This window comes from Pseudomonas sp. ACN5 (assembly GCF_002303975.1).
In the GTDB taxonomy this organism is placed as follows: domain Bacteria; phylum Pseudomonadota; class Gammaproteobacteria; order Pseudomonadales; family Pseudomonadaceae; genus Aquipseudomonas; species Aquipseudomonas laurylsulfatiphila.
The window spans coordinates 184,332-203,370 of the sequence record NZ_MRCP01000010.1; the positions used below are offsets into that span (position 1 = coordinate 184,332).

Genomic DNA, 19,039 nt, shown 5'->3' on the forward strand with positions numbered 1-19,039 from the left:
TGCTAGGAGCTTCGACAGGTGTTTAGAGGGGTTATGGATAAGATTCGGGCAAAGTTGTTAAGTCTGCCAAGACGACATAAACGCATTCTGCAGGTCCTGACTGATATTTCGCTGGTCTGGTGTGCCCTGTGGATGGCGTTTGTCGTGCGACTTGGGGTGGACGAATTGGTCAACCCGTTCACTCAGCATGTCTGGCTTTTTGTCAGTGCACCTGTCATCGCCATTCCTCTTTTCATTCGCTTTGGCATGTACCGTGCGGTCATGCGGTACTTTGGAAATGACGCGCTCATTGCCATTATCAAGGCGGTGACACTATCGTCCCTGATACTTGGCGTCGTGGTGTACTGGTACAGTAATCATCAAAACGTCGTTCCGCGCTCGATCATTTTCAACTACTGGTGGTTGAGCCTGATCATGATCGGCGGTCTGCGCCTGGCCATGCGTCAGTACTTTATGGGCGACTGGTTCAGCGCCGCCCAGCACGTCCCGTTTACCAGCCGGGATGACGGTCTGCCGAAAGTGGCTATCTACGGCGCAGGGTCGGCGGGTAATCAACTTGTTGCAGCCTTGCGGATGGGGCGCGTCATGCGGCCTGTTGCCTTTATCGATGACGATAGCGGGATCGCCGACCGGGTGATTTCCGGATTGCAGGTGTACAAGCCCAAGCACATCCAGCAGATGATCGATAACACCGGTGCCCAGGAAATTCTCCTCGCCATTCCTTCGTCAAACCGTGGCCGCCGTCGCGAGATTCTCGGGTTTCTCGAAGGCTTTCCGCTGCACGTTCGTAGCGTCCCGGGTTTCATGGATCTGGCCAGTGGCCGGGTAAAGGTCGACGATATCCAGGAAGTAGACATTGCCGACCTGCTCGGGCGTGACGCCGTCCCGGCCCAGGCTGATTTACTCGAACATTGCATCACGGGGCAGTCCGTGTTGGTCACGGGCGCCGGAGGGTCCATTGGCTCAGAGCTTTGCCGGCAGATTCTGGCGCTGCGCCCGACAACGCTTCTTCTGTTTGAACACAGCGAGTTCAACCTTTACTCCATTTTGTCCGAGCTGGAGCAGCGGGTCGCTCGAGAGTCGCTGTCCATCCGTCTCCTGCCGATTCTCGGATCGGTTCGCAACCCGGACAAGTTGCTGGACGTCATGAAAACCTGGCGAGTGGACACGGTTTATCACGCAGCCGCCTACAAGCATGTGCCTATGGTCGAACACAACATTGCCGAGGGTGTGCTCAATAATGTAATAGGCACGCTTAATACGGCCCAGGCCGCACTTCAGGCAGGAGTGGCCAACTTCGTCCTGATTTCGACGGACAAGGCCGTGCGTCCCACCAATGTCATGGGTAGCACCAAACGTCTTGCCGAGTTGACGTTGCAAGCGCTGAGTCGTGAGTTGGCTCCGGTTTTGTTCGGAGATACGAGCAATGTCTCCCGTGTGAACAAAACGCGCTTCACGATGGTGCGGTTTGGTAACGTCCTGGGGTCATCGGGTTCGGTCATTCCGCTGTTTCACAAGCAGATCAAGTCGGGTGGTCCTCTGACGGTCACGCATCCGAAGATCACTCGATACTTCATGACCATCCCGGAAGCGGCGCAGTTGGTGATTCAAGCGGGTTCCATGGGGCAGGGGGGGGATGTTTTTGTCCTGGACATGGGCGAGCCCGTGAAAATCGTTGAACTGGCCGAGAAGATGATCCATTTATCCGGCCTGAGTGTTCGTTCGGAAAAAAACCTGCATGGTGACATCGCTATCGAGTTCACCGGGCTGCGTCCGGGCGAAAAGCTTTACGAAGAGCTACTGATCGGTGACAACGTAGCAGCCACACAGCATCCGATGATCATGACGGCCAACGAGGATCACCTGTCCTGGGATTTGCTGAAGGGCAAGTTGACCGAGTTGCTCGCAGCGGTGGATCAGGACGACTACACGCGCGTCCGCCAGTTGTTGCGCGACACTGTCAGCGGCTACACCCCCGACGGTGAGATTGTCGACTGGATCTACCAGCAGCGCCGCCTTGAGCCCTGATTGTTTCATATGCTGTAACGTACACATTTTTGACAGTCCCATGGCATAGCCTAGGTTTGGAGAGCAGCTTCGGAAAAGCTGCTTTCTCAAACGACGGCATGGAGCTTCACTTATGCGTACAAGCAGTTTCTACTCTCTGGTATTCGCCCTCCTCACCAGTGCTTCTCTTACGGCAATCGCCGCGCCTGTCAAGGCGCCTGAGGCGATGAATGCGCCTCTGGTGCAGGATGTTGCCGTCCAGGCGCCATCCGGTAAAGTCGATCTCAATAGTGCTGATGTATCTACGTTGCAACGTGAGCTGACGGGAGTGGGCGAGGCCAAAGCGAAAGCAATTGTTGCTTATCGTGAAAGTAATGGTGCGTTTGCGTCAGTTGACGAGTTGCTGGAAGTGAAGGGTATCGGCAAAGCGCTTCTGGACAGGAACCGCGACAGGATCGAGGTGAACTAGGGGCGGGACTGACGACAAGGGCCGGTCATTGATCGGCCTTTGTCTATAGCGAGAGTTATGCCCGGCGGACCAGTCGCAGTACTTGAATGGTTTTTCGGTTACCTGAAATCAGACAAAGTACAGGCCCGCGTTGTTCAGCAGGGTCGCCAATCAGACATCGCTTTGATCGACTATCGGGCTGCTTCGACGCATGAAAGTCCTGTCGCTCAGTCACCGCTGAATACGCACTGTTCATCCGCCCCACCATTTATCGATCGGCCCGCAATACCGTTCATACCATTGTAGAGGTTCGGCGCGGTTTTGCGTTCATACAGGGTCTACTCTCTCATGCAGGCCTGGGCACCGACGAGAGCCGACCGCTTCGTGGATATGGAAAATTACGGCTATCATATTTCGTTTGAATTATGCGTATAATAAATACCGCTTGCGTCGAAGTGCCTTGGCGTCAGGCGTCCTTCAGCATCCTTCAGGAGCACCGTCATGAATTCAGTTCAGTCCCGAGGTACGGCCCTCGTCACTGGCGCTTCTTCCGGTATAGGGGCGGTTTACGCCGAGCGGTTGGCGGCCCGTGGTTTTGATTTGTTGCTCGTGGCTCGCGACGAACAGCGATTGGAGGCGGCCGCGAGCAAACTGCGTTCGGAGCATGGGATCAAGGTTGAAGTGCTGAAGGCGGACCTGACTCAAAAAGCAGACGTGCTGCAGCTCGAACAGCGGTTACGCAGCGATTCGAGTATCAGTCTGTTGCTCAATAACGCCGGCGTGGCGGCGGACGGGCTTTTGGCCAATGCCGATATCGACCAGCTGGAGCGAATGATTCAGTTGAATATCACCGCTGTCACGCGATTGGCCGCGGCGGCTGCAGCCGGTTTTACCAAGGCCGGGCGCGGCACAATCATCAATATTGCGTCGGTGGTGGCCTTGTTTCCCGAGCGTTTCAACGCGACCTACAGCGCCAGCAAGGCCTATGTATTGAGCCTGACTCAATCGTTGAACGCCGAACTGGACGGCACTGGGGTGAAGATCCAGGCGGTGCTGCCCGGTGTAACCCGAACCGAGATCTGGGAGCGCTCCGGCATCGATGCGTCACAAATTCCTGCGGACATGGTGATGGAGGCGGGTGAGATGGTCGATGCTGCATTGTCGGGTCTGGATCAGGGTGAATTGATCACTATTCCTTCATTGCCCGATGCGGCGGATTGGAATGCGTTCGTGGCGGCGCGTCTTGTGATGGCGCCTAACCTGTCCAAAAGCAAGGCTGCTGCCCGCTATCGGTAAGTGCCATCAATCAGATTGAGGTGTGAGCGGTATGAATGATCGTCGTGTGGTTGTAACAGGCATGGGCCTGGTGTCGCCGCTGGGGAGCGGTGTCGAAGTGGTCTGGGAGCGGCTGTTGGCCGGGCGTTCCGGGCTGCGTAATCTGCCGGATGAGGTGGTTGCCGATCTGCCGGCCAAGGTCGGCGGTGCGGTGCCGACCTTGGCGGATGACCCGCAGGCGGGTTTCGATCCGGACCTGGCGACTCCACCCAAGGAACAGAAGAAGATGGATCGCTTCATTCTGTTCGCCATGGAAGCCGCGCGTCAGGCATTGGAGCAAGCCGGCTGGCAAGCGCTGGATGCCAATGCCCAGGAGCGCACGGCCACCATCATCGGTTCAGGCGTGGGTGGTTTCGGTGCGATTGCCGACGCAGTACGGACTACCGATAGCCGTGGTCCGAGGCGTTTGTCTCCATTCACCATTCCTTCATTTCTGGTCAACCTCGCGGCCGGTCATGTGTCGATCCAGCATGGCTTCAAGGGGCCACTGGGCGCGCCGGTCACGGCATGCGCCGCCGGGGTTCAGGCAATTGGCGACGCGGCGCGAATGATTCGTGCGGGTGAGGCGGATATCGCGGTGTGCGGCGGTGCGGAAGCGGCGATCGATCGGGTCAGCCTTGCCGGGTTCGCCGCTGCTCGCGCCTTGTCCAGTGCTTACAACGATACGCCTGAACGCGCTTCACGACCTTTCGACAGTGGTCGCGATGGCTTTGTCATGGGGGAGGGGGCCGGGCTACTGGTCATCGAGTCTCTGGACCATGCGCTGGCCCGGGGCGCCAAGCCCCTGGCGGAGCTGGTCGGCTACGGCACCAGCGCCGATGCCTATCACTTGACCGCCGGTCCCGAGGACGGCAGCGGTGCGCGGCGAGCGATGTCGTTGGCATTGGCACAGGCCGGTGTTTCACCGGCTCAGGTCCAGCATCTGAATGCTCATGCAACCTCGACTCCGGTGGGGGATCTGGGTGAGCTGGCGGCGATCAAGGCGTTGTTCGGTGCGCAAAACGGCATCGCCGTGACATCGACCAAGTCGGCGACCGGACATTTGCTCGGTGCCGCGGGTGGACTCGAAGCGATCTTTACGCTACTGGCGATCCGCGACCAGGTCGTGCCGGCGACCCTCAATTTCGAAAACCCGGACCCTGCCACTGAAGGCGTGGACATTGTTCATGGCAGCGCACGGCCGATGGCCATCGAATATGCGTTGTCCAACGGCTTCGGATTTGGCGGGGTCAACGCCAGTGTGCTGTTCAAGCGTTGGCAGGGTTAATCCTGCGGGTGTTTGAGGTGTTCGCGTGCGACGTCGAGAATCCGTTGGGCAAACCCGGCGTCGGCCACGCTGCGCGATAACAGCAAGGCGCCGACCAGCGTAGACATGATGACGATGCTGCGGTCGGCGGTGCGCTCTCCGTCAAGGGTGCGCCGGATCTGGTCGAGTCGCGCCTGGAGCACGACGTCGCTGGTGGGGCTCGGTTGACCACGCAGCCCCAGTTCCGAAGAAATGGTCGGCAGTGGGCAACCCTCGTGAGGTGAGGTTTGATGCCATTCGGACAGGTAAGCGTCGATGAAGGCTTCGAGAGGATGCTCCTCGGCGAAGATTTGCGCGCACAATTCGTCGACTTGTGCGCCAGCCTCTTGCAAGGCTTTTTCCACCAGTTCGTCCTTGGACTTGAAGTGCGAGTAAAAGCCACCGTGGGTCAGGCCCAGCGCTTTCATCAGAGGTTGCAGCCCGGTCGCGCCGATACCGTCGCGTCGAAATCGCGCTGAAGCTTCCTTGATTATGCGTTGGTGGGTCTGGGCTTTATGGTCCTGCGAGTAACGCATCTGATATCTCCGCATCAATGCGGCCCATATTAACCAATGAAAATTGCATGGTGACTGTACTTCTATTTCTAAAAAGCATGCAGATGCTTCGATATGGGTACAAAGCGGCATGATTTCAGGGCAAACCACGTAAAAACAAACCCCGCTGTTCAAGGCGGGGTTTTCATTCAGCGGTCCTGCGCTTCCTTGGCGTCCATTTCCGCATTGCGTTCGGCGACGCGCTTACGTTGCTCTTCGGTCAGTTCGACTTTGTGGGCGGTGTCGCGCAGCATCATCAGACCACCAACGATCGAGCCAATGGCAACGACCAGAATCAACCAGGCATACCAGGGCATAGGACTCTCCTTGAAAAGCAGGCGGGTCGACGAGGGTTCGCCAACCGATCGCGTATAGCACTTTGAGTGACGGGGTTTCGTCGCAGTTCCATCACTATCACCCCCATTCTATGCCTGTTGTTCAAGGTTCACCCGAACGCATTCAATGTCCGGTCAGCATCGCGTCCGCCGGTGCGTCGGCGCGCAATTGCGCGGTGAGCGTGAAGTACACGAAACCTGCGGCCATGAAGCCCAGGAAGATCAGGCCGATGAAGGTGTTGAACCAGGCCATCGCCACCAGGCATACCACCGCCAGCATCAGCGCAATGAACGGCACCAGCGGGTAGCACGGCGCGCGGAAGCTGCGCTCCAGGTTTGGCTCGGTTTTGCGCAGTTTGAACAGGCTGAGCATGCTCATGATGTACATGACGATGGCGCCGAACACTGCCATGGTGATCATCGCCGCCGTCAGCGTCATGCCGCCGAGGTTGATCAAACCGTCGCTGTAGATCGCCGCGATACCGATCACGCCGCCGGCGATGATCGCCCGGTGGGGAGTCTGGAAACGCGACAATCTGGCCAGGGACGCCGGCAAGTAGCCGGCGCGGGCGAGGGCGAAGAACTGGCGCGAATAGCCAAGGATGATCCCGTGGAAACTCGCCACCAGGCCGAACAGGCCGATCCACACCAGCATGTGCAGCCACCCGGAGCTTTCGCCAACCACGGTTTTCATCGCCTGGGGCAGCGGGTCGTTGATGTTCGACAGGGTGCGCCAGTCGCCGACGCCACCGGCGAAGAACATCACGCCCATCGCCAGCAGCACCAGGGTCAAAATACCGCTGATATAGGCCTTGGGAATGGTGCGTTTCGGGTCCTTGGCTTCTTCGGCGGCCATGGCGGCGCCTTCGATGGCCAGGAAGAACCAGATGGCAAAGGGGATGGCCGCGAACATTCCGGCGATCGCCGGAGCGCCGAACACGTCGGTGCCGGCCCAGCCATTGAGGGCGAAGTTGCTAAAGCTGAACGCCGGCGCGACCACGCCCATGAACACCAGCAATTCAGCGACCGCCAACACGCAGACCACCAGTTCGAAGGTCGCCGCCAGTTTCACGCCGAGGATGTTGAGACCCATGAACAGGATATAGGCACCGACTGCCGCGTGTTTCGGGTCCAGGGCTGGAAACTGGACATTGAGATAGGCGCCGATGGCCAGGGCAATCGCCGGTGGGGCGAAGACGAATTCGATCAATGTCGCCAGGCCGGCGATCAATCCGCCTTTTTCCCCAAACGCACGACGGCTGTAGGCAAAGGGGCCTCCAGCGTGAGGAATGGCGGTGGTCAGCTCGGTGAAGCTGAAGATGAAGCAAGTGTACAGGGTGGCGACCATGAAAGAGGTCACCAGAAAACCCAAGGTCCCGGCCACGCCCCAGCCATAACTCCAGCCGAAATACTCCCCGGAAATCACCAGCCCGACGGCAATGCCCCACAGATGCAACGTGCCCAGCGTGGGTTTGAGTTGTGTGTTCATGCGCTTGCTCCCTGAGTGGTTTGGAACGCTCGGGGGGAGGCCAGTGCAGTGGGCGTGCCATTTTTCGAGGGGGCGTCGTAATGGGCTGAAAGGCGTCGTATCGGAGATGTTCGCAACCGAATGTGCGAACTTTGTGCGTCAGTCGGGGGCGTCGTTGCTACTAATGCCGCTTTCGCGAGCAAGCCCGCCTGTCTGCTACACGACGCCGCTGCGATGCGGATACGTCGTGTTTCAAAGCAAGCGCGGGCCGCCTTTGATGTTCAGGTTTGTTCGGTAAGGCACTCGCGCAACGCCGTCTGCCAGTCAGGTTGACTGACGCCCCAATCGCGTTGCAAGCGACTGCAATCCAGGCGCGAGTTGAGCGGCCGGGCGGCAGGCGTCGGGTAGTCGCTGGACGGGATCGGTAACAGGGCGGCGCAGGGTTTGCCCTGTTGTCGCAATGCTTCGCCGATTGCCTGAGCGAAACCAAACCAGGAGGTCTCACCTTGAGCGGTCAAGTGATAAATGCCCCAGTTGGCCACCTCGCGCGCCTGCCAGTGTTCAATCAGGGCAAGGGTGCTGTTGGCGAGTGTGCCGGCCCAGGTAGGGGCTCCGATTTGATCGGCAACTACACGTAACTCTGGTTTCTCTTGCAGCAATCGCTGCATCGTCAGCAGAAAGTTACGGCCATGGTTTGAATAGACCCAACTGGTACGAAGGATCAGGTGTTTGCCTTGCACGTCCTTGATAGCCTGCTCACCGGCCAACTTGCTCTTACCATATACGCCGAGCGGATTGGGCGTGTCGTCCTCGTTGTAAGGTCCGGCTTTCAATCCGTCGAAAACATAGTCCGTGGAGTAATGTATCAACGGGATGTCGAGAGCCAGCGCCTCTTCGGCGAGAATGCCGGGAGCGATCGCGTTGATGGCAAAGGCTGCTTGCGGCTCGCTTTCTGCCAGGTCAACCGCTGTATGGGCCGCCGCGTTGATGATCAGGTCGGGCCTGAGGTTTTGCACCTGGCGACGAATCTGATCGGGTTGCGCGAGATCGAGCTGTTCGCGACCCAATACGATCAATTCGCCGAGCACACCCAGTCGGCGTTGCAGCTCGTGTGAGACCTGACCATGTCTGCCATTGATGAGTACTTTCATGAGAACGGTTCAGTCTCGCCATGGGGCAAATCGGGCTCACACAGGCTCATTACTCTCCCCCTGCCAATTTGGCCAAGTACTGACCATAGCCCGTCTTGCCGAAGTACTGGGCGCGTTCCAGCAGTTGTTCGCGGTTGATCCAGCCATTTTCATAGGCTATTTCTTCGAGACAGGCGACTTTGAGGCCTTGGCGGTGTTCGATGGTCTGCACGTATTGAGAGGCTTCGAGCAAGCTGTCGTGGGTGCCGGTGTCGAGCCAGGCGAAACCTCGACCAAAACGCTCGACCTGCAGGTCTCCGCGTTGAAGATAGGCATTGTTGACGTCAGTGATTTCCAGCTCGCCGCGAGGCGAAGGTTTCACCGCCTTGGCGATCTCGATCACGTCGTTGTCGTAGAAATACAGGCCGGTTACGGCATAGCTTGATTTTGGCTTTTTCGGTTTTTCTTCGATCGAAAGCGCACGGCCCTCGCTGTCGAAATCGATGACGCCGAAGCGTTCGGGGTCCTTGACCCAATAACCGAACACGGTGGCGCCGGAAGTGCGTTTTGCAGCATTCTGCAATTGTTCGCCAAAGTGCTGACCGTGGAAGATGTTGTCGCCCAGGATCAGGCACACAGGGTCATCGCCAATGAACTCCTCGCCAATCAGGAAAGCCTGGGCCAGACCGTCCGGTGAGGGCTGCTCGGCAAAGCTGAAGTTCACCCCGAACTGGCTGCCGTCACCCAGCAGATTACGATATTGCGGCAGATCCTGCGGGGTGGAGATCAGCAGGATATCCTTGATGCCGGCCAGCATCAGCACCGAGATCGGGTAGTAGATCATGGGCTTGTCGTAGACCGGCAACAGCTGTTTCGACACACCGAGCGTAATCGGGTGCAGGCGTGTGCCCGAGCCACCTGCCAAAACGATACCTTTCATCATGGGAGCAACTCCTTGGAATTGATGGCGCCAAGGCGTTCGCCCTGATAGCTGCCATCTTGAACACGGCGGCACCAGTCCATGTTGTTCAGGTACCATTGAACGGTTTTGCGCAAGCCGGTTTCGAACGTCTCTTCGGGCACCCAGCCCAGTTCGCGTTCAATCTTGCCGGCGTCGATTGCGTAGCGTAAGTCATGTCCAGGACGATCCTGGACGAAGGTGATCAGGTCGGCGTAATGCGCAACGCCCTCCGGCTTTTGCGGTGCCAGTTCTTCAAGCAGGGCACAGATGCCGCGCACCACGTCGATGTTCTTTTGTTCGTTGTGCCCGCCGATGTTGTAGGTCTCGCCGACCTGGCCGGTGGTCACCACTGTGAGCAGTGCCCGGGCGTGATCTTCGACGAACAGCCAGTCGCGCACTTGCAGGCCGTTGCCATAAACCGGCAGTGGCTTGCCGGCCAGGGCGTTGAGGATAACCAGCGGAATCAATTTCTCGGGAAAGTGGAAAGGCCCGTAATTGTTCGAACAATTGGTCAGCAGCACCGGCAGGCCATAGGTTCGCTGCCAGGCGCGGACCAGGTGGTCGGACGCGGCCTTGCTGGCGGAGTAGGGCGAGCTGGGTGCGTAGGGCGTCGTTTCCGTAAACAGGTCATCGACGCCGTGCAGGTCACCGTAAACCTCGTCGGTGGAAATGTGATGAAAGCGGAAGGCGCTTTTCTCAGGCTCCGGGAGGGCTTGCCAATAGGCACGGGTGGCTTCGAGCAGGCTGTAGGTGCCGACGATGTTGGTCTGGATGAACTCTGATGGACCATCGATGGAACGATCGACGTGGGACTCGGCTGCCAGGTGCATGATCGCGTCAGGCTGGAAACGCGCCAGCACTGCACTGACGGTGGCCTGGTCAACAATATCGGCCTGAACGAACTCGTAACGAGTGTTGTTGGCAATACTGGTCAGCGACTCGAGATTGCCGGCATACGTCAGTTTGTCCAGGTTGAGCACATCATGCTCAGTGTGTTGGATCAGCTCGCGAACAAGGGCCGAGCCTATGAAACCGGCTCCGCCGGTAATAAGGATACGCATGTTGGGCCAGCCTTTTTCAGTAATGCGAATATCGGTAGCTTGCAGGCACGAGCGAGGAGGCGCAAGAATTCCTGACCCCATTCGTATTCGGTTACGTCGTGCCAATCGGGCTGGATTATCCATGACTTGCCGCCTTCACTCACTAAATCTTGCGCAAAATTTAGAGCTTTACCTGCGAAACTCACGGTTTTCTCCGTACCGGAGCCCCTTCGCGCACCCCATAACCCCAGCGTAAAACCACTTTTTACGCTTTCTTTATGCCCGGCCCACACCCTCGGTCTCGTTCCTTTACAGCCTTCTTTCCGACAATGACTCCACACGCGGCAATACGCCGTAACACGGAGAACTTCCATGAGCGTTCTGGACGGAGTGTCACTGCTGTTGGCAGTGGGGCTGTTCATTTATCTGTTGGTTGCGCTGTTGCGCGCGGACCGGAACTAGGAGCGGCTATGCACAGTTATGACTATTGGCTGATCCTCGGGTTTTTCGCCCTGGTATGGGTCCCGGCGCCGTTTCTCGGACGCTTCTACTACAAGGTAATGGAGGGGCAGCGCACGTGGCTGTCGCCGGTCCTGGGCCCGGTCGAACGTGGTTGCTATCGGCTGGCCGGCGTCGATCCGCACGCCGAACAGAGTTGGCAGAGATACACCCTGGCCTTGCTCGCCTTCAACCTTGCGGGTTTCCTGCTGCTGTTCGCGATCCTGCTGTTCCAGGGCCATTTGCCGCTGAACCCGCAACACCTGCCGGGTCAGGAGTGGACGCAGGCGTTCAACACCGCCGTCAGTTTCATGACCAACACCAACTGGCAGTCTTACAGCGGCGAAGCGTCCTTGAGCTACTTGAGCCAGATGGCCGGCCTTACCGTGCAGAACTTCGTCAGCGCCGCCACGGGCCTGGCCGTACTGGTTGCGCTGTGCCGCGGCATCGGGCGCAAATCCACGGCATCGCTGGGCAACTTCTGGGTCGACATGACCCGCGCCACCCTCTACGGCCTGCTGCCGCTGTGCCTGTTGCTGGCGCTGTATCTGGTCTGGCAGGGCGTGCCGCAAACCTTCGCGCAGTACGTGAATGCGGTGACGGTGCAAGGCGTCGACCAGGTCATTCCCCTGGGCCCGGCTGCCAGCCAGATTGCGATCAAGCAATTGGGTACCAACGGTGGCGGCTTCTTCGGCGTCAACTCGGCGCATCCGTTCGAGAACCCGACGGCCTGGAGCAACCTGTTCGAAGTGGCCTCGATCATCCTGATCCCGGTGGCGCTGGTGTTCACCTTCGGCCACTACGTGAAGGACCTGCGTCAGAGTCGCGCGATCATCGCCTGCATGCTGGCGCTGTTCCTGATCGGCGGCGCGACCTCGCTATGGGCTGAATACCAGCCGAACCCGCCCCTGAACAACGTAGCCGTCGAGCAGACGGCGCCGCTGGAAGGCAAGGAAGCGCGTTTCGGCACTACCGCCACGGTGCTTTGGTCGGTAACCACCACGGCGGCGTCCAACGGCTCGGTCAACGGCATGCATGACAGCCTCAGCCCGCTGAGCGGCATGGTCGCGCTGGTCAACATGATGGTTGGCGAGGTGATCTTCGGCGGTGTCGGTGCCGGGCTCTACGGCATGTTGCTCAACGTGTTGATCGCGGTGTTCCTCGCCGGCCTGATGATCGGTCGTACGCCGGAGTACCTCGGCAAGAAACTGCAAGCCAGGGAAGTGCAATTGCTGGTGGTGACCCTGATGGTCATGCCGATTGGCGTATTGGTGCTCGGCGCGATTGCCGCCAGCCTGCCAGGTCCGGTGGCTGCCGTGAGCAACCCCGGCGCCCACGGTTTCAGTCAGTTGCTCTACGCCTACACCTCGGCCAGCGCCAACAACGGTTCGGCGTTCGGTGGCTTCGGTGCCAACACGCCGTTTCACAACCTGATGCTGGGCCTGGGCATGTTGATCGGTCGCTTCGGTTACATCCTCCCGGTTCTGGCCCTGGCCGGCAGCCTGGCGATGAAGAAAACCGCACCGATTGGCCAGAACAGCTTCCCGACCCACGGCCCGCTGTTCGTGACCTTGCTGACCGTGACCATTTTGCTGGTGGGTGGTTTGACCTTCCTGCCGACCCTGGCACTGGGGCCTATTGCTGAACACCTGAGTATGGGCTTCTAAGGAATCCATCATGAATATGCATGTTCCAGCTTCAAAACCTGCATCACCGACCAAGTTGGCCGAAGCCCCGAAAACCGCGATCTCGGCCCTGTGGCGCCCGGCGCTGGTGCAAGCCTTCGTCAAGCTCGACCCACGGCAATTGCAACGTGCGCCGGTGATGCTGGTGGTCGAACTGACCGCGATCCTGACCACCGTGCTGTGCTTCATTCCCGATACGGCCGTACCGACCTTCGTCGCCGCGCAAATTGCCGTGTGGCTGTGGTTCACCGTGCTGTTCGCCAACTTCGCCGAAGCCTTGGCCGAAGGTCGTGGCAAGGCCCGTGCCGACAGCCTCAAGGCCGGTAGCGAAGGCTTGAGCGCCCGGCGCAAAACCAGCAATGGCACCTTTCAGGTAGTGCCGGCCACCAGCCTGCGCAAAGGTGATGTGGTGCGTGTCGAAGCCGGGGAGATGATCCCCGGTGACGGCGAAGTGCTCGAAGGTATCGCAGCGGTCAACGAAGCGGCGATTACCGGTGAGTCGGCACCGGTGATTCGTGAGTCCGGCGGCGACCGCTCGGCCGTTACCGGCAATACACGGCTGGTGTCCGACTGGCTGTTGGTGAGGATCACCGCCAACCCTGGCGAGTCGACCCTGGACCGCATGATCGCCCTGGTCGAAGGCGCCAAACGCCAGAAAACCCCGAACGAAGTGGCGCTCGACATCCTGCTGATCGGCCTGACCCTGATCTTCCTGCTGGTGGTCGTCACCCTGCAACCGTTCGCTCACTTCGCCAACGGCAGCCTGCCGCTGGTGTTCCTGGTGGCGCTGTTGGTCACCTTGATTCCGACCACCATCGGCGGCCTGTTGTCGGCCATCGGTATCGCCGGCATGGATCGTCTGGTGCGCCTGAACGTGATCGCCAAGTCCGGTCGTGCGGTGGAGGCGGCGGGGGACGTGCACGTCCTGCTGCTGGACAAGACCGGCACCATCACCTTCGGTAACCGTCGTTGCTCGGCGGTGTATGCCGCGCCAGGCGTGACAGCCAGGGAATTGGCCGAAGGCGCGTTGCTGGCGTCGCTGGCCGACGACACCGCTGAAGGCAGGTCGATCGTCGAGTACCTGCGTGGCACTCATCCGCAACCGGAACCGTCCGCCGACCTGCTGACAGCCGTGCCGTTCAGTGCCGAAACCCGCTTGTCCGGTGTCGACTATCAAGGGCGCGTGTACCGCAAGGGGGCGGTGGATTCATTGCTGGCCTTCGTCGGCCTGAAACGTGCGGACCTGGCACCGGCCCTGTCCCGCGAAATCGACAAGATCGCGCAAAGCGGCGGCACCCCCTTGCTGGTCTGCGCCGAGGGCAAGTTGCTCGGCGCGATCCACCTCAAGGACGTGGTCAAGCCCGGTATCCGCGAGCGTTTCGCCGAGTTGCGCAAGCTGGGCATTCGCACGGTCATGGTCACCGGTGACAACCCGTTGACTGCAGCCGCCATCGCCGCTGAGGCAGGTGTGGACGATGTGCTGGCGGAAGCCACGCCGGAGAAAAAACTGGCGCGCATTCGTCACGAACAAAACGACGGTCGTCTGGTCGCCATGTGCGGCGACGGCGCCAACGATGCCCCGGCACTGGCCCAGGCGGATGTCGGCATGGCGATGAACGATGGCACCCAAGCGGCACGTGAAGCGGCCAACATGGTCGACCTCGACAGCGACCCGACCAAGTTGCTGGACGTGGTGCAGATCGGCAAGGAATTGCTGGTCACCCGCGGTGCGCTGACGACCTTTTCCATCGCCAACGACGTGGCCAAGTACTTCGCGATCCTGCCGGCGCTGTTCGCCGCGATCTACCCGCAACTGGGCGTGCTCAACGTGATGCACCTGAGCAGTCCGCAGAGCGCGATTCTGTCGGCGATCGTTTTCAACGCGTTGATCATCGTGGTGCTGATTCCCCTGGCATTGCGCGGTGTGCGCGTGCAGGCGGCGAGTGCGGCGGCGCTGTTGCGACGCAATCTGCTGATCTATGGCCTGGGCGGGATTCTGGTGCCGTTCGTGGGCATCAAGGCGATCGACATGCTGTTGACGGCGTTGCATCTGGTTTGACTGAACACGCCCCTGTAGGAGCGAGCTCGCGATGGTGGTTAACGATGACGCGTGCTTGCTGACTGTACGCGGCGCTCTCAATTACATCGCGAGCAAGCTCGCTCCTACAGGTTTTTTCCGTGAATTCGAGGATTTTGAAATGTCCACATTGATACGCCCGGCCCTGAGCCTGCTGGTCCTGATGACGCTGATCACCGGCGTCGCCTATCCACTGGTGGTTACCGGCGTCGCCCAGGTCGTATTCCCGGATCAGGCCAACGGCAGCCTGGTGCGCGATGCCGAGGGCAAGGTCCGCGGTTCCTCGCTGATCGCCCAGGATTTCGTCGGCGACGCCTGGTTCCACCCGCGTCCTTCGGCCGGTGCCTTTGCCACTGTATCGAGCAGCGCCAGCAACCTGTCGCCGAGCAACCCGGCCCTGGCCACGCGGGTGATCGACGAAGCCGGCAAGCTGCTGGTGCCCGGCCAGGGACCCGTGCCGTTGGCGCTGGTCACGACGTCGGGCAGCGGTCTCGATCCGCACTTGCCACCGGCGGCGATTGCCTATCAACTGGCGCGTGTCGCGGCGGCGCACAATCTGCCGGTCGCGTCACTGCAACAGCTGCTGGACGCGCACATCGAGCAGCCATTGGTAGGCCCGCCGGTGGTGAATGTGCTTGAGTTGAATCTGGCGCTGGAAAAGCTTTAGGTCCGTGGTGCTGCCATTCGCGAGCAAGCCCGCTCCCACAATTGGAATGCGTACTCCTGTGGGAGCGGGCTTGCTCGCGAAGACGGTTTGACAATCACTACATCAACATCTGAAAGACGAGAACTCCAAGCATGAGCAACTCCGGCCGCGCCGACGCGCTGTTAGCAGACCTGCCCCGCGATGGCCGTGGCCGGCTCAAGGTATTTCTCGGCGCCGCGCCTGGAGTCGGCAAGACCTACGCCATGCTCCAGGCGGCCCACACCCAACTGCGTCAAGGCGTGAAGATCATTGCCGGCGTCGTCGAAACCCACGGCCGAGCGGAAACCGAAGTACTGCTCAGCGGCTTGCCGCAGCAGCCGTTGGTGCGCTCGGAATACCGTGGTGTGTTGCTCGAAGAAATGGACCTGGACGGTCTGCTCCTCGCCAAACCGAAGCTGGTGCTGGTCGACGAACTGGCGCACACCAACGCACCCGGCAGCCGTCACGAAAAACGCTGGCAGGACATTCAGGAGCTGCTCGCCGCCGGCATTGATGTCTACACGACAGTCAACGTCCAGCACCTGGAAAGCCTCAACGATCAGGTGCGTGGTATCACCGGCGTGCAGGTCCGTGAGACCTTGCCGGACTGGGTGCTGCAAGAAGCCTACGAACTGCTGCTGATCGACTTGCCACCACGGGAACTGCTCGAGCGCCTGCGCGATGGCAAGGTCTATGTGCCGGAGCAGGCGCGGGCGGCCATCGACGCGTTCTTTTCCCAGACCAATCTGACAGCCCTGCGCGAACTGGCGATGCAAACCGCGGCGGCTCAGGTCGATAACGATCTGGCCCTGGGCTATCGCCAACTCGGACAAGCGGCGCCAGCGGTGCGCGGGCGTTTGCTGGTAGGGGTGGACGGCGATGCCCAGGCCGAGCGTCTGGTACGGCATGCCAGTCGCGTGGCCCAGCGGCGGCACCTGCCCTGGAGCCTGGTGCACGTGGACAACGGCCGCGTGCGTGACGAACAGTCCCGCCTGCGCCTGCAGAGCGCCCAGCAACTGGCCGAACGCCTGGGCGGCGAAGTGGTGTTGCTGCGCGCCGGTGAAGTGGCGAAAACCCTGATCCAGCATGCCGCCGAGCGTCGTGCCAGCCTGGTGCTGGTCGGCCAGTCCCGGCCGAGATTGCGCCGACGCCTGTTCGGTGGCGGGCTGGCGGCGCGGCTGCTGCGCAATGCGCGCGGACTGGAAATCAACGTTCTCGACGGCGATCACCAACAGCATCAACCCCATCAGCGGTCGATGGGGTCACTGGTCTGGTTCGACTACGCGCTGGCCGTGGTCGCGACGGTTCTGGCCAGCGCCCTGGCCTGGGCCGTGGCGAGCGTTCTGCCACTGCCCAACATTTCACTGGTGTTCCTCGCCGCCGTGTTGCTGGTGGCGGTGCGCAGCAGTCTCGGGCCGGCACTGGCCTGTGCGGCGCTGTCGTTCCTGACCTATGACTTCCTGTTCATTCCACCGAATTTCTCTTTCAGCATCCAGCGCGAAGAAGACGTGCTGACCTTGCTGTTTTTCCTGCTGATGGCAGCCCTCACCGGCAACCTCGCGGCGCGCCAGCGCAGGCAATTGCAGGCACTGCGAGATACCCAGGAAGAGACCACTGAATTGCTCGACCTGTCACGCAAACTGACAGCCGCCACCGACCGCCAAGCCGTGGTCAGTGCGGCCGCCCAGCACCTCAACGGTTGGAGCGACGTGCAGCTGTGTCTGCTCAATCGCGACGGGCAGAGCGGCTGGAAAGTCGAAACCGGTGGCCCGCTGGCGTTTACCGAAGCTGAGCGCGCCGCCGCCGATTGGGCCTGGCAGCACGATCAACCGGCAGGTGCGGGCACCGGTACCTTGCCGTTCGGCCGCTGGTGGTGGTGGCCGTTATCGGTCGAGGACGGCCCGCTCGCGCTGCTTGGCGTGTGCGCCAAGGAAGGCCAGACCCTGACCGGCCAGCGCCGTCGCTTGTTGACCGCGCTGAGCCAGCCGCTGGCTCAGGCGCTGGCCCGGGCGCAACTGGCCGATGATCTGGAAGCGGCGCGGCTGCACGGTGAAACCGAGCAGTTGCGCAGTGCCTTGCTGGCTTCGGTGTCCCACGATTTGCGCACACCCTTGACGTCCATGCGCGGCAGTATCGATAGCCTGCTGGCCCTGGGTGAAGCGATCCCGCTGGAGGACCGGCGTGAACTGCTCGAAGGCACCCGCGATGAAGCCGAGCGCCTTGATCGATATATCCAGAATCTGCTCGACATGACCCGTCTCGGCCACGGAGCCCTGAAGCTCGCGAGGGACTGGGTGTCACCGGCCGATATCGTCGGCAGTGCGCTCAATCGCCTGCGTGCAGTCCTTGCGCCGCTGCAAGTCAGTACCGACGTGCCGGCCGAGTTACCGCTGCTGTATGTGCACGCCGCGCTGATCGAACAGGCATTGGTCAACGTGCTGGAAAACGCCGCGCGGTTCTCGCCGCCCCACGGGCGTTTGCAATTGTGCGCCGGGGCCGACGACGGTGAGCTGTTCTTTTCGGTCAGCGATGAGGGCCCGGGGATTCCGGAGGAAGATCGGGCGAAGATTTTCGACATGTTCTACACCGCGGCGCGAGGGGATCGTGGTGGGCAGGGTACCGGGCTGGGGCTGGCGATCTGTCAGGGCATGGTCGGTGCCCATGGCGGGCGTATCAGCGTCGCCGACGGCATCGAGGGGCGCGGCACCGGCATCACGTTGCACCTGCCGCTCCAGGCTCAGCCGGGATACGAGAGTGAAGCCTGATCGTGCTTGCGCTACTCTCTTGCCACTTCTTTTTGTTGATGTGAATTCATGAGCCAGACTGCGACCATCCTGGTCATCGACGACGAACCGCAGATCCGTAAGTTCCTGCGCATCAGCCTCGTTTCCCAGGGCTACAAAGTGCTGGAGGCCGGCACGGGCAGTGAAGGCTTGGCCCAGGCTGCATTGAACAAACCGGACTTGCTGGTGCTCGACCTCGGCTTGCCGGATATGGACGGCCAACAGGTATTGCGCGATTTTCGCGAGTGGTCGACGGTGCCGGTGCTGGTGCTCTCCGTGCGCGCCGGTGAAGGGCAGAAAGTCGAGGCCCTGGATGGCGGCGCCAATGACTACGTGACCAAGCCGTTCGGCATCCAGGAATTCCTGGCGCGGATTCGTGCGTTGCTGCGCCAGGCGCCCGTCGGCGAAACCCAGCCAGCGGCGCTGAGCTTCGGTCCTTTGACGGTCGACCTGGCGTATCGCCGGGTATTGCTCGACGGTATCGAAGTCGCGTTGACTCGCAAGGAATACGCCGTGCTGGCGCAACTGGCGCGGCATCCGGGGCGGGTGATCACCCAGCAGCAATTGCTCAAGGACATCTGGGGGCCGACACACACCGAAGACACTCACTACTTGCGCATCGTGGTCGGGCACTTGCGCCAGAAACTGGCGGATGACCCGACCCAACCCAGGTTTATCGTGACCGAGGCGGGGGTGGGGTATCGGTTGTTGAGTGAGTAGTTTTGAAATTTTGTGGTGACTGATCTGG

At 60.5% G+C, this 19,039-nt stretch carries 16 protein-coding genes; 10 read left to right on the forward strand and 6 right to left on the reverse strand.

Translation table 11 applies throughout. From position 1 onward, the window contains the following. Positions 1 to 33 precede the first annotated feature (33 nt). From BSF40_RS19685 to fabF, 4 genes are all read left to right on the forward strand, one after another. Positions 34 to 2,028, forward strand: coding sequence for a nucleoside-diphosphate sugar epimerase/dehydratase (locus tag BSF40_RS19685; protein WP_095966368.1), 1,995 nt, complete (start codon positions 34 to 36; stop codon positions 2,026 to 2,028). Between the two features lie 112 nt (positions 2,029 to 2,140). Continuing rightward, entirely contained in the window at positions 2,141 to 2,476 is a 336-nt protein-coding gene (locus tag BSF40_RS19690) for a helix-hairpin-helix domain-containing protein (RefSeq protein WP_095966369.1), read from the forward strand. A gap of 480 nt (positions 2,477 to 2,956) precedes the next feature. Beyond that, entirely contained in the window at positions 2,957 to 3,751 is a 795-nt protein-coding gene (locus tag BSF40_RS19695; RefSeq protein WP_095966370.1) for an SDR family oxidoreductase, read from the forward strand. A gap of 31 nt (positions 3,752 to 3,782) precedes the next feature. Then, complete coding sequence (fabF, locus tag BSF40_RS19700) at positions 3,783 to 5,057, forward strand: beta-ketoacyl-ACP synthase II (RefSeq protein ID WP_095966371.1); 1,275 nt, start codon at positions 3,783 to 3,785, stop codon at positions 5,055 to 5,057. Here fabF and BSF40_RS19705 read toward each other — a convergent pair. From BSF40_RS19705 to rfbB, 6 genes are all read right to left on the reverse strand, one after another. Further along, complete coding sequence (locus BSF40_RS19705) at positions 5,054 to 5,611, reverse strand: TetR/AcrR family transcriptional regulator (RefSeq protein WP_095966372.1); 558 nt, start codon at positions 5,609 to 5,611, stop codon at positions 5,054 to 5,056. The two genes, fabF and BSF40_RS19705, sit on opposite strands and share 4 nt — an antisense overlap. A 167-nt stretch (positions 5,612 to 5,778) precedes the next feature. Next, complete coding sequence (locus BSF40_RS19710; protein ID WP_007973599.1) at positions 5,779 to 5,946, reverse strand: DUF2897 family protein; 168 nt, start codon at positions 5,944 to 5,946, stop codon at positions 5,779 to 5,781. Positions 5,947 to 6,088: 142 nt separating this feature from the next. Next, complete coding sequence (eat, locus tag BSF40_RS19715) at positions 6,089 to 7,453, reverse strand: ethanolamine permease (RefSeq protein ID WP_095966373.1); 1,365 nt, start codon at positions 7,451 to 7,453, stop codon at positions 6,089 to 6,091. 260 nt (positions 7,454 to 7,713) lie between these two features. Continuing rightward, positions 7,714 to 8,583 carry a dTDP-4-dehydrorhamnose reductase gene (gene rfbD, locus BSF40_RS19720; RefSeq protein ID WP_095966374.1) on the reverse strand — a complete coding sequence of 290 codons (870 nt, stop codon included), beginning with the start codon at positions 8,581 to 8,583 and terminating at the stop codon, positions 7,714 to 7,716. Between the two features lie 49 nt (positions 8,584 to 8,632). Next, positions 8,633 to 9,505, reverse strand: a complete 873-nt coding sequence (gene rfbA / locus BSF40_RS19725) for a glucose-1-phosphate thymidylyltransferase RfbA (protein WP_095966375.1) — start codon at positions 9,503 to 9,505, stop codon at positions 8,633 to 8,635. Beyond that, a complete protein-coding gene (rfbB, locus tag BSF40_RS19730; protein ID WP_095966376.1) occupies positions 9,502 to 10,584 on the reverse strand; it encodes a dTDP-glucose 4,6-dehydratase in 1,083 nt (360 codons plus the stop codon). Before rfbB ends, rfbA begins: the two co-directional genes overlap by 4 nt. 351 nt (positions 10,585 to 10,935) lie before the next feature. Here rfbB and kdpF point away from each other — a divergent pair, with 351 nt between their 5' ends. From kdpF to BSF40_RS19760, 6 genes are all read left to right on the forward strand, one after another. Continuing rightward, complete coding sequence (gene kdpF / locus BSF40_RS19735) at positions 10,936 to 11,025, forward strand: K(+)-transporting ATPase subunit F (protein ID WP_007899818.1); 90 nt, start codon at positions 10,936 to 10,938, stop codon at positions 11,023 to 11,025. A gap of 8 nt (positions 11,026 to 11,033) precedes the next feature. Next, entirely contained in the window at positions 11,034 to 12,728 is a 1,695-nt protein-coding gene (gene kdpA, locus BSF40_RS19740) for a potassium-transporting ATPase subunit KdpA (RefSeq protein ID WP_095966377.1), read from the forward strand. Between the two features lie 10 nt (positions 12,729 to 12,738). Next, positions 12,739 to 14,805 (forward strand): potassium-transporting ATPase subunit KdpB, encoded by a 2,067-nt coding sequence (gene kdpB / locus BSF40_RS19745; protein ID WP_095966378.1) that lies wholly within the window; start codon positions 12,739 to 12,741, stop codon positions 14,803 to 14,805. A gap of 139 nt (positions 14,806 to 14,944) precedes the next feature. After that, positions 14,945 to 15,490, forward strand: a complete 546-nt coding sequence (gene kdpC / locus BSF40_RS19750) for a potassium-transporting ATPase subunit KdpC (RefSeq protein ID WP_095966426.1) — start codon at positions 14,945 to 14,947, stop codon at positions 15,488 to 15,490. Between the two features lie 131 nt (positions 15,491 to 15,621). Continuing rightward, the gene (locus BSF40_RS19755) at positions 15,622 to 18,273 is read left to right on the forward strand and encodes a sensor histidine kinase KdpD (RefSeq protein ID WP_095966379.1); all 2,652 of its coding nucleotides are present in this window, start codon (positions 15,622 to 15,624) and stop codon (positions 18,271 to 18,273) included. Positions 18,274 to 18,321: 48 nt separating this feature from the next. Beyond that, entirely contained in the window at positions 18,322 to 19,011 is a 690-nt protein-coding gene (locus tag BSF40_RS19760) for a response regulator (protein ID WP_095966380.1), read from the forward strand. The last annotated feature ends 28 nt before the right edge of the window (positions 19,012 to 19,039 follow it).

Bases quoted from the DNA above. Each gene is read 5' to 3' on its own strand.
- BSF40_RS19695 (WP_095966370.1), top strand. From the start codon at position 2,957: ATGAATTCAGTTCAGTCCCGAGGTACGGCCCTCGTCACTGGCGCTTCT.
- rfbA (WP_095966375.1), bottom strand. From the start codon at position 9,505: ATGATGAAAGGTATCGTTTTGGCAGGTGGCTCGGGCACACGCCTGCAC.
- BSF40_RS19705 (WP_095966372.1), bottom strand. From the start codon at position 5,611: ATGCGTTACTCGCAGGACCATAAAGCCCAGACCCACCAACGCATAATC.
- BSF40_RS19690 (WP_095966369.1), top strand. From the start codon at position 2,141: ATGCGTACAAGCAGTTTCTACTCTCTGGTATTCGCCCTCCTCACCAGT.
- BSF40_RS19760 (WP_095966380.1), top strand. From the start codon at position 18,322: ATGAGCCAGACTGCGACCATCCTGGTCATCGACGACGAACCGCAGATC.
- fabF (WP_095966371.1), top strand. From the start codon at position 3,783: ATGAATGATCGTCGTGTGGTTGTAACAGGCATGGGCCTGGTGTCGCCG.
- kdpC (WP_095966426.1), top strand. From the start codon at position 14,945: ATGTCCACATTGATACGCCCGGCCCTGAGCCTGCTGGTCCTGATGACG.
- BSF40_RS19685 (WP_095966368.1), top strand. From the start codon at position 34: ATGGATAAGATTCGGGCAAAGTTGTTAAGTCTGCCAAGACGACATAAA.
- BSF40_RS19710 (WP_007973599.1), bottom strand. From the start codon at position 5,946: ATGCCCTGGTATGCCTGGTTGATTCTGGTCGTTGCCATTGGCTCGATC.
- kdpF (WP_007899818.1), top strand. From the start codon at position 10,936: ATGAGCGTTCTGGACGGAGTGTCACTGCTGTTGGCAGTGGGGCTGTTC.
- kdpB (WP_095966378.1), top strand. From the start codon at position 12,739: ATGAATATGCATGTTCCAGCTTCAAAACCTGCATCACCGACCAAGTTG.
- kdpA (WP_095966377.1), top strand. From the start codon at position 11,034: ATGCACAGTTATGACTATTGGCTGATCCTCGGGTTTTTCGCCCTGGTA.
- BSF40_RS19755 (WP_095966379.1), top strand. From the start codon at position 15,622: ATGAGCAACTCCGGCCGCGCCGACGCGCTGTTAGCAGACCTGCCCCGC.
- eat (WP_095966373.1), bottom strand. From the start codon at position 7,453: ATGAACACACAACTCAAACCCACGCTGGGCACGTTGCATCTGTGGGGC.
- rfbD (WP_095966374.1), bottom strand. From the start codon at position 8,583: ATGAAAGTACTCATCAATGGCAGACATGGTCAGGTCTCACACGAGCTG.
- rfbB (WP_095966376.1), bottom strand. From the start codon at position 10,584: ATGCGTATCCTTATTACCGGCGGAGCCGGTTTCATAGGCTCGGCCCTT.